The sequence below is a fragment of the Corallococcus sp. CA054B genome (assembly GCF_003611625.1).
Taxonomy (GTDB): domain Bacteria; phylum Myxococcota; class Myxococcia; order Myxococcales; family Myxococcaceae; genus Corallococcus; species Corallococcus coralloides.
On sequence record NZ_RAVY01000278.1, the window covers coordinates 1 to 9660 of the forward strand.

General features: G+C 66.7%; 9 protein-coding genes. 7 read left to right on the plus strand and 2 right to left on the minus strand.

Annotated elements, in window-relative coordinates; genetic code table 11:
- Nucleotides 1-287, minus strand: a 287-nt coding sequence (locus tag D7V80_RS38100; protein ID WP_120592740.1) for a putative quinol monooxygenase, incomplete at its 3' end; no start/stop codon positions are given.
- A gap of 88 nt (nucleotides 288-375) precedes the next feature.
- On the opposite strand from D7V80_RS38100, the gene D7V80_RS38105 reads away from it, so the two are divergent.
- Entirely contained in the window at nucleotides 376-1269 is an 894-nt protein-coding gene (locus D7V80_RS38105; RefSeq protein WP_014395551.1) for a 1,4-dihydroxy-2-naphthoyl-CoA synthase, read from the plus strand.
- A gap of 6 nt (nucleotides 1270-1275) precedes the next feature.
- Here the strand turns inward: D7V80_RS38105 and D7V80_RS38110 are convergent, their stop codons facing one another.
- On the minus strand, nucleotides 1276-3339 hold the full coding sequence (locus D7V80_RS38110; RefSeq protein ID WP_120592733.1) for a lipoxygenase family protein: 2064 nt from the start codon (nucleotides 3337-3339) through the stop codon (nucleotides 1276-1278).
- Nucleotides 3340-3562: 223 nt separating this feature from the next.
- Here D7V80_RS38110 and D7V80_RS38115 point away from each other — a divergent pair, with 223 nt between their 5' ends.
- From D7V80_RS38115 to D7V80_RS38140, 6 genes are all read left to right on the plus strand, one after another.
- A complete protein-coding gene (locus D7V80_RS38115) occupies nucleotides 3563-5593 on the plus strand; it encodes a lipoxygenase family protein (protein ID WP_120592734.1) in 2031 nt (676 codons plus the stop codon).
- Between the two features lie 21 nt (nucleotides 5594-5614).
- Nucleotides 5615-7027, plus strand: coding sequence for a cytochrome P450 (locus D7V80_RS38120; RefSeq protein WP_120592735.1), 1413 nt, complete (start codon nucleotides 5615-5617; stop codon nucleotides 7025-7027).
- 30 nt (nucleotides 7028-7057) lie between these two features.
- Nucleotides 7058-7990 carry a DUF2381 family protein gene (locus D7V80_RS38125; RefSeq protein WP_120592736.1) on the plus strand — a complete coding sequence of 311 codons (933 nt, stop codon included), beginning with the start codon at nucleotides 7058-7060 and terminating at the stop codon, nucleotides 7988-7990.
- Between the two features lie 11 nt (nucleotides 7991-8001).
- Complete coding sequence (locus D7V80_RS38130) at nucleotides 8002-8493, plus strand: serine/threonine protein kinase (RefSeq protein ID WP_120592737.1); 492 nt, start codon at nucleotides 8002-8004, stop codon at nucleotides 8491-8493.
- Between the two features lie 53 nt (nucleotides 8494-8546).
- A complete protein-coding gene (locus D7V80_RS38135; protein ID WP_120592738.1) occupies nucleotides 8547-8924 on the plus strand; it encodes a hypothetical protein in 378 nt (125 codons plus the stop codon).
- Nucleotides 8925-9201: 277 nt separating this feature from the next.
- Nucleotides 9202-9621 carry an IS5 family transposase gene (locus tag D7V80_RS38140; RefSeq protein ID WP_158616771.1) on the plus strand — a complete coding sequence of 140 codons (420 nt, stop codon included), beginning with the start codon at nucleotides 9202-9204 and terminating at the stop codon, nucleotides 9619-9621.
- Nucleotides 9622-9660 lie beyond the last annotated feature (39 nt).

Here is a 9660-nt window from a genome sequence, read left to right on the forward strand (position 1 = left end):
GTGTAGCGGCGGGGGACGCGGGGCTCGGCCATCATGGGGGTGACGGTGTCACGCCACGTGAGGTAGTGGGCGGTCTCCTTGTGCGCGGCGGGGGCTTCGGCCGTGCGGTAGGCCTCCACGAGGACGAAGCGGGTGGGGTCTTCGTTGTCCTGGCAGACATCGAAGCGGGCGATGCCGGGCTCCTTCACGCTCTCGCGGGCGTTGGCGAGGGTGGCCTGGAGGAAGGCGTCGACGTGCTGGGGCAGCACGTGCACGTGGACATGGACGACGAGCAGGCTCGTGGACATGGCGCGCACGGTAGCGCGGGCGTCCCCGAGCGGAAACCGCTAGGGTTCCGGGCCGTTCACTCTCCCCATTTTCGGAGCAAGACAGCGCATGGTTTCGGACCTCTTTGACGCGTCCCGCTGGCAGCCGGTGGAAGGCCACAAGTTCAAGGACATCACGTTCCACCGCGCGGTGGATCAGGGCACGGTGCGCATCGCGTTCAACCGGCCGGAGGTGCGCAACGCGTTCCGTCCGAAGACGGTGGACGAGCTGGCCCGGGCGCTGGAGGCCACGCGCTTCATGACGGACGTGGGCGTGGTGCTGCTCACGGGCAACGGGCCGTCGCCGAAGGACGGCGGGTGGGCGTTCTGCTCGGGAGGCGACCAGCGCATCCGCGGCAAGGACGGCTACAAGTACGAGCCCGGCGAGGACGCGGCGGACCCCGCGCGCCTGGGACGCCTGCACATCCTGGAAGTGCAACGGCAGATCCGCTTCCTGCCGAAGGTGGTCATCGCGGTGGTGCCGGGCTGGACGGCGGGTGGTGGGCACAGCCTGCACGTCGTGTGCGACATGACCATCGCGAGCAAGGAACACGGGATGTTCAAGCAGACGGACGCGGACGTGGCCAGCTACGACGCGGGCTACGGCAGCGCGCTGCTGGCGCGGCAGGTGGGGCAGAAGCGGGCGCGCGAAATCTTCTTCCTGGGCCAGGCCTACACGGCGGACGAGGCGTTCCAGATGAACGCCATCAACAAGGCCGTGCCGCACAAGGACCTGGAGAAGGTGGCGCTGGAGTGGGCGGCGGAGATCAACACCAAGAGCCCCACGGCCATCAAGATGCTGAAGTATGCCTTCAACCTCCCGGACGACGGGCTCGTGGGCCAGCAGCTCTTCGCGGGCGAGGCCACGCGTCTGGGCTACGGCACGGAGGAGGCGCAGGAGGGCCGCGACGCGTTCGTGCAGAAGCGCAAGCGCGACTTCAAGCGCTTCCCCTGGACGTACTGAAGCCGCCTAGATGTTGATGCGGGAGCTGACCGTCCTGACGTCCAGGCCCAGGGCCGCGAAGTCCGCGGCATGGGCCCGGAGCAGCTCCAGCAGCCGGGGATGCACGTCCTCCTCTTCGTTGGACAGGATGAAGCCGTAGTTCGTCTTGGACAGCATCCAGGAGATCCACAGCATCTCCGTCGCCTCATCCGGTGTCGGCGCGACGTCCAGGTCTTCCTCCGGGGACAGCGCGCCGCCCTTGCCCCAGCGCAATCCCAGACACGAGTACAGGACCTCGCCCGCGTCCTCCCACTGGAGGTTGTTCGCCCATGCGTGCCGGAACGTCGCGAAGAAGATGACGTAGCGGCAGAGGTGCTTCAGCGCCTCCACCTCACCGGGCTGGGGCGTCTCCGTCCGCGTCACCGCGCTCACGGCCCTGGCTGCCGGCTCCGTGACCTTCGCGTCCAGGTCCATGCGCTCCGAGCGCACGAACCACGGCGCGTCCTTGCCCGGCACCTTCGCCCGCAGATAGCGGCACACGAACGCTGGCGCGGAGTGCGCGACGAGGTCGTCCGAGAACCTGCGCACCTCCTGCCATTGCGCCTCCACCTCCGCGCCGTGCTCCGAGAAGAACGCGTCGATGTGCTCCCCGAGCAGCTTCCAGAACAGCTGTCCCGCGTGCGCGTAGCGGTGCCCCTCGCAGACTGGCGCCGCGGGCGCGAAGCCCTTCCAGTCATAGCTGCCCATCAGGTGCTCCAGCCGCTGGTGGATGCCTGCTTCCGTCAGCGCACTGGCCCGCGTGATGTACCCCGTGGGTCCCACCAGGAACCCATTGGCGGCGTGGTTGATCAACACCACCTCGCGCAGGTGCGGCATGAGCAGCCAGCACAAGGGATTGCGCCGCAGGTTGCGGTGCGCGGCGATGGCGTACTGCTCCACGTTGAAGTGGCACTGTCCCAGGTGATTGCCCAGCTCCACGTCCAGCGTCGCGCTCACCCGCGCCATCCGCTTCGCCGCCTCCCAGGCCGCGCCATCCGCGGGCGTGTACGTCCGGCGCGTCACCGGTGAGCCGGGCGCCGTCGCTCCGGGCTCCCGCATCCCCAGGATGATCCGCTGGGGCATCAGCTTCCCGTCCACCAGCCGAAGCCGGAGGTCCACGTCCGGCAGGCAATGCACGCCGTCCTGCTCATAGGCATTCCACGGCAGGTACAGCCGGAAGGCCTGGTCGTCTCCAGGCACCTCCGGGTCGCGGTCCAGGAGGGTGGAGAACATCCCGTTGAGCAGGCGCTCCCCGAACCATACGTCGCTCCGAGTGGAGCCCGGGGACTCGCGCTCCATCCGGACCGTCATCGTCTCCGGGTAGTCCGCCTGGATCTTCGCGAGGCTCGGCGCCTGTCCCAGCCGGATCTGCATCTGGTGCTGCCGCTTCACCAGTTCGATGGGTGCGACGGCCTTGAGCATCGCCAGCGCGCGTCCGGGCGCATACGCCGTGGGCGGGGTGCCTTCCTCCGCCACCAGCAACCGCGCCAGCGGTGTCGACGGGTCGTACTCCCAGTAGGGCAGCCGCAGCGTCCCGAAGTCATACGCCAGCCCGGCGTGGTCATCCGGCCCGCGCTCCGAACCGATGCGCCTCCACGTCTCCACCACGCGGCCGTCCTGTCGGAACGTGTGCTGCGGCTCGAAGAAGCGCAGCTCCAGGTCCGGCAGGTCTCCTTCACCCGCGTCCGCCGGGTCGTAGCGGATCTCGAACGAACCATCCGCGGCCGTGAAGCCGTCGCCAAGGAAGTCGTCCGGCGTGCCGAAGTCCCGGTCCCACAGCTCGACCTTGATGTGATGCAGGGGAATGGGCCCCTGGGGCCCGTCCTGCTCGAACATCAACCTGCCGGTGACGGCGGCGGGGAGGGTCGACGACGCCCGGAGCGCTCGCGGCGCACGCACCTGCTTGACCAGGTTGCGGCTGACCGCCAGCCGCTCCTTCAGCCCCAGCCCCGCGTACCACCGGGCCAGCTCCTCCGCCTCCAGGAGGGGCGGTTCCACGGCCTTCGATGAGAACCCCAGCGAGGTCAACAGCCGGCGCCACGCGGTCCGCATCAGCGCCAGGCCTCAATCCCAGTGCAAGAGGCCTTACCGGAACCACCAACCCACAGGGAACGACAGGGAGCGCGCTTCATCGCGCCGGAAGGTACCACCCTCGGGGGATCCACGATTGGATCCAAAGCCCAAGCCTGCGATCACCTGTCCCCGCGAGCCAGGGCTTGTCCGCCGCGCCTTTCAGGCGGCGTACCTTGGATTTGACGTGCTAGTGGGGAAAGCCATGACTGTCGAATACACGCTGACGATTCGCACGAGCTCGAAGCTCGGTGCCGGAACGAACGCGGCCATCTCCGTGGTCCTGGTGGGCACCAAAGGTGAGAGTCAACCGCACCTGTTGGACAAGCGCTTCCACAACGACTTCGAGGCCGGGGCGGTGGATGCCTATCCCGTCAAGGCCGAGGATCTGGGCGACCTGCTGCTCTTGCGCTTCACCAACGCGGGCGGCGGGGTGGGGGGCGACTGGTTGCTGGACTCGGTGACCGTCACCGCGACGGGGAAGCACTGGTTCTTCCCCTACTACCGCTGGGTGTTGGCCAGGACGACCGCGGACGTCCTGGAGGGCACCGCCCGGCTGCCCCAGCAGGTCCAGCACGAGCGGGAGAGGGCCGCCCGGAACGAGCTGCTCCAGGCCCGGCAGCGCATGTATCCATGGCGCCCCGCGGAGGCGACCGCCGGGCTGCCCGGTGCGCTCGACATCACGGAGGCGCGGCCGCTGCCGAAGGACGAGCTCTACCGGGGGCTCGTGGACGGCAGCTACGAGGTCGTCATCGCGAAGACGCTTGCGGCCATCAAGCTGCACATGCCCGTGTTGAGCAAGGCGTGGAACGGCCTCGTCGACATCTTCGACTTCTTCAAGGGCCTTGAGCTGCCCACGCTCGCCCGGCGCTGGCAGGACGACTTCGAGTTCGCCCGGCAGGCGGTGCAGGGCATCAGCCCCGTCCACATCCAGTCCATCACCGCGCTGCCGGAGGGCATGCCCGTGACGGATGACGCGCTGAAGGGGCAGCTGTCACCGGGCACGACGCTGGAGCAGGCGCTGGCCGGCAAGCGCGTCTTCCTGCTCGACTTCGAGATCCTGGGCGACGTGCCCATGTTCAAGAAGACGGACAAGGCGGGCGTCGAGGAGCGCCGGTGGGCGCCCGCGTCCCGGTGCCTGCTGTATCTGGATGACACGCGGCAGCTGCGGCCCATCGCCATCCAGCTCGGGCGGGATCCGGAGCTGGACCCGGTGTTCACGCCGAATGACAGTCCGCACGACTGGCTGGCCGCGAAGATCTACCTGCGGTGCAGCGAGGGCAACACGCACCAGATGGTGGGCCACGCGCTGCGCACCCACTTCGTGGCGGAGCCGTTCGTCGTGGCGACGATGCGCAACCTCCCGGACCCACACCCGGTCTACAAGCTGCTGCGCCGGCACTTCCGCTACACGCTCGCCATCAACGAGGGCGCGCGTAAGGGCCTGCTCGCGGAAGGCGGCGTGTTCGACGACCTCATCGCCACCGGCGGCCCCGACCAGGGCCATGTGTTCCTGGGCAAGAAGGGGTACAGGGCCTGGACGCTCGCGGACAACAAGCCGCGGCTGGACATCGAGCGGCGCGGGGTGCTCGACCCGGCGGTGCTTCCGCACTACCCGTACCGCGACGACGCGCTGCTCCTGTGGGACGCGCTCGAGGAGTACGTCGGTGGGGTGCTGGGGCATTTCTACAGGTCCGACGAGGACCTGGTGCACGACGCCGACATGCAGCGCTGGTGGAAGGAACTCACCGAGCACGGCCTGCCCGTGGACAAGCTCCCGTGCGCGGAGCTGAAGCGCGTGTCCGACCTCACGGACATCCTCACCACGGTGCTCTTCACGGTCAGCGTCCAGCACGCGGCGGTGAACTACCTCCAGTACGAGCACTACGCCTTCGTGCCCAACGCACCGCTCTGCATGCGCCAGCCTCCGCCGCGCAAGAAGGGCGTCCTGGGGGAGAAGGACATCGACGCGATGATTCCCTCCAAGACGCAGATGCTCTGGCAGGTGGCCGTGGGCCGCGCCCTGTCCAGCTTCGGGGACGACGAGGAGTACCTGCTCCACGACGGCGGCTGGCGCGAGGACTACTTCCAGGAGCCGGAGCTCATTGCCATCCGCGACCGCTTCCACTCCCGCCTGCGTGCGCAGAGCGAGGCCGTGAAGGCGCGCAACGCGAAGCTCGCGGTGCCCTACACCGTCCTGCAGGCCGACCGCATCCCCTGCGGCATCACCGTCTAGCGCCGTCAGGAGACACCACCCGTGCCCAACGCCCTCTCTCGAGGCCTCTTCAACCTGTTCTTCGGCGCGAAGCGAAAGCCGTTCGCGTCGCTGCCCGGTCCCCAGCCGGGGATCCTCGGCACGGCCGGGGACTTCCTGGGGGCTTTGCCCTGGGACGTCTGCGCCCGCTATGGCCGCGAGTACGGCGGCGTCACGCTCATCTGGATGGGGCCCAATCCCGGACTGGTGCTCAACGACCCGGCGCTCATCGCGGAGGTCTACGAGTCGCCGCGCCGGATGGAGTTCGAGAAGGGGAACATCAGCGAACAGATCCGTCCCTCCACGACGGACGACACGGCCTTCACGGCGGAGCTGCGTGGAGACTGGGTCCAGAAGCGCGCGCTGGAGCCCTCCGCGCAGCCGTGGGCCCCAGAGGCGCTGGCGGACCTGGTGGGCCCCATGCAGGAGTCCATCTCCGAGTCCGTGGACGCGCTGCTGAAGCAGGAGCGCATCGACTTCGCGCCCGCGCTGCGCCGGCTGACGTTCGACGCGTTCTCGGTGGCTCAGGTAGGGGAGAAGCTGCCGGACCAGGTGTTCGAGGACTTCATGCTGCTCGCGAGGGCGGCGGACGCGCGCATCCAGTCGAAGCTGCCGCTGAAGTTCGTGAAGCCGCCCAAGGACTTCGAGGCGGTGAAGGCGCGCTTCTACGGGCACTTCGTGGACCGCATCCGAGAGGCTCGCAAGCGGCGGGACCCGGGGGCCGTGGACCTCATGTCCCGCTACCTGCGGGAGACACCGGGCATTGATGATCAGGTGCTGGCGCACATGCTCGGGGGGACGTACTTCGGCGGGGCGTTCTCCTCCAGCGTCACGCTGGTGGGGGCGTTCCACCAGCTCAACAAGTACCCCGAGGCCGATGCGCGTCTGGCAGCCGAGGCCGCTTCGCTGGTGGCGGGCGGGCCGCTGACGTTCCAGAAGGTGGAGTCCGCGAAGTGGGCGGAGGCGGTGGCGTATGAGGCGCTGCGCATCCTGCCGGCGGTCCGGGTGATGACGCGCACGCCGTCGAAGGACGCGCAGCTGGCCGGGGTCACGTTGCCAGCGGGTTCGATGATCATGATCTCGAACCAGCACCTGCACCGGGACCCGGCGCACTGGCCGGACCCGGACACGTTCAAGCCGGAGCGCTGGCTGGACGGAGGCGCGGCACGAGACCCGCTGGGGAGCGGCTACTTCTTCCCGTTCGGGCGGGGGCCGCGCGCGTGCGTGGGCGCGGACTTCGCGATGGTGTTCCTGAAGACGGCACTGACGACGATTGCCTCCCGTGTGAAGGTCCAGCTCGAGTCGACGGACCCCTTCGAGGAGGGCTTCTTCTTCGGCGTGGTGCTGCCCAAAGGCGTCACGGGGAAGCTCGTCACTCGGGAGGCCCAGGCATCACTCAAGGCAAGGGTTGGATGAACCGTACCTGCCCTGATAGGTTGGGAGTTCATGCGCTCCCTCCCTTTCCTCAGGTATGGCCTCCTGCTTGTCCTGATCGCTTCGCCGTCCCTGGCGAGGGAGGTGTCAGACAAGCTGACAATCCGGACGATCAAGGTCCCAGCCCATCCAGCCCAGGAGGCGTCGTCCATCTATGTCTCCTGGCAGGTGGTGACAGCGCTTCGATTCGAAGCGGAAGTAGATCCCGCCCGGACGAAGTTCCTTGGGTGGGAAGGACGTTTCGAAGCGCCGCTGATCGGCGGCAAGAAGGTCATCCTCGAACCGCTGCGTGAACTCGATAGCGGCGAAGCGCTACCCCTGCTGGTGACACTCGTTGATGGAACAGAGTTCACGTTCCTCGTGAGGGCCAAGAGCCGAGAGGATTGGGGCTGGATCGACTATCAGGTCAACGTGTTCAAGGACCCCGACAGTTACAATGCGGTCCTCTCGTCGCTCTATGACTCGCTCAGCCGCGAGCGCAAGCTGAGTGAGGAGAATGAGCGCTTCAAGAAGGAAGAGAACTCGGTTGACCACGCCTATGCGACGCTTCTCGCGAATGGACAGGTCAAGAAGACGCCGTTTCGGCGTGCGAAGTTCTGGCGCTCGAAGAACGAAGACATGGACATGGTCGTTGAAGTCTTCTCGGGGCCAGAAAAGGCGGCGGCCGTAATTCACCTGACGAACACCTACCATGGCCAGACATGGAGGTTCGACGGGGCCTATCTCACTCGCGACTTCTCCAGTGACAGCGCTCGCCCGTTCGCGCTTCGCATGAATCGCTCCGTCCTCGTTTCAGGACAGTCGGGAACGATCGCCGTCGTTGTCGACAAGAGCGCCTTCGAGGACAAGGACGGGCAGTTGGCCGATCTGGCCCTCCAGATATTCCGGGACGATGGACTCCTCCAGGTGTTTGTCGCGATGGATCACACCCTGCTTCGGCAGTAGAAGTGGCGCTCATGCGCATGCCCAAGGCCCTGTTGCTCGGCTCCGTTCTCCTGCTTGGCGCCCCTTCCGGCTGCACTACGGCTGGCGGTGTGGCGCTACGCCCCGACGGCACCCCAGGACCGCAGGAGTGCTCGGCGAAGGCGCTCGAAGTCATGCGGTACCTGAGGCTGCGCGTCGGGGATGCAGCGCTGGCGGATCTTGATGCCAACCAGATCGACGCAAGGCGCATCTCGCTCTACGACGGGCCCATTGAGAGCATCCTCAAGGACGACATGGGCACCCTTGAGGCGACGACACGCTTGTATGGGCAGGTCTGGACGAGCGGGCCCCAGGTCGTCATTCGCTGGTACGAGGCCCACCCTCCAGATGGCGACAAGGTTCCCATCTGCGCCGTGGCTCGGCTCAGCCGGGATCAGATGCGGAAGCTGCCTGAGTCAAAGCCCGGAATGGCGATTCTCGATGGCTCCGTTGCCGCTGCCTACATCGTCGATTCTTTCCGCTGACATTTGACCATGGGTGCCGCTGGAGCTCTGAACCTCACTCTGTAGGAAGGCCCATGGCCTTCAACTCCAATTTCGACGTCGATGCCGTGATGGGCGTCCTTGGGAAGATTGGTGAGCAGTTCGAGGACGGGGCGCTCGAGGACGAAGCGCTAAGGATCGCTACGGTGGCGCTGCTCTACGTCCGCGAGAACGGGAAGCTGGAGGATTACCGGGAGTACTTCCGGAAGTTCTTCATCCCCGCCACGGAATCCGTTGTCGTGGCCCGGTCGTTCGCTACGCCCGAAGATGCGGATGCTTGGCTCGCGCAGGGACTGGGGCAGGAGGGCGACTTGATCCGTGTAGCGGGAAAGGGCTTCCGAATCATTCCTCGCAGAAAGGGCGGCGGGCTGATGTTTCTCCGTACACCGCTTCCCGAGGAAATGGGGCCTTGACCGGACTCATTGCGCCCATGCTGCAGATGCGGCAGCAGAACTGCTTCCTGCCGAAGATGGCCCTTACGGCACGGGCGAGGTACAGAAAGGTTGCGACGCGTTCGTGCAGAAGCACACGCGACTTCAAGCGGTTTCCTTAGACGTACTGAACAGTCTAGGGGCTGTCCCTGATCTCCGGCCCGAAAATCAACCTGGTGGATCAAGCACCGGTGTTGGACCCGGCCATGGGGGGCATCAGGAGGTTGCCAGCCAGCGTCAGGCATGAGCAACGCTGGCTGTGCGCCGACATGAACTGAGCGATGCCGAGTGGAGCCGCATCAAGCCCTTGCTGGGCTCTCGCAGCGGTCCTCCCTCGAAGCGAGGGGACCGCGACTTCATCAACGCCGTCATCTGGCGCGTGAAGACGGGCGTGCAGTGGCGGGACCTGCCCGAGAGGTTCGGCCACTGGAAGACGGTGTACAACCGCTTCCATCGCTGGGCCCAAGCCGGGAAATGGGAGGCCATCTTCAAGGCCCTGCGACTTGAAGTGGATGAACTGGGCTCCCTCGCGGATGCCTCCGTCGTCCGGGCGCACCAGGACGCCTCGGGCGGAAAAGGGGGGTCCGAAGAAATGCTCTGGGGCGTTCTCGAGGAGGTTTTTCAACGAAGGTTCACGCCGTCACAACGACGGGCGGTAAGCCGCTCCACCTCGCGCTGACGGCCGGACAGCAGCATGAGTCCACGATGGCCGAGGAAC

Coding starts and splice junctions, on each gene's coding strand:
- D7V80_RS38105 (WP_014395551.1), top strand. CDS start 376: ATGGTTTCGGACCTCTTTGACGCGTCCCGCTGGCAGCCGGTGGAAGGC.
- D7V80_RS38110 (WP_120592733.1), bottom strand. CDS start 3,339: ATGCGGACCGCGTGGCGCCGGCTGTTGACCTCGCTGGGGTTCTCATCG.
- D7V80_RS38115 (WP_120592734.1), top strand. CDS start 3,563: ATGACTGTCGAATACACGCTGACGATTCGCACGAGCTCGAAGCTCGGT.
- D7V80_RS38125 (WP_120592736.1), top strand. CDS start 7,058: ATGCGCTCCCTCCCTTTCCTCAGGTATGGCCTCCTGCTTGTCCTGATC.
- D7V80_RS38130 (WP_120592737.1), top strand. CDS start 8,002: ATGCGCATGCCCAAGGCCCTGTTGCTCGGCTCCGTTCTCCTGCTTGGC.
- D7V80_RS38135 (WP_120592738.1), top strand. CDS start 8,547: ATGGCCTTCAACTCCAATTTCGACGTCGATGCCGTGATGGGCGTCCTT.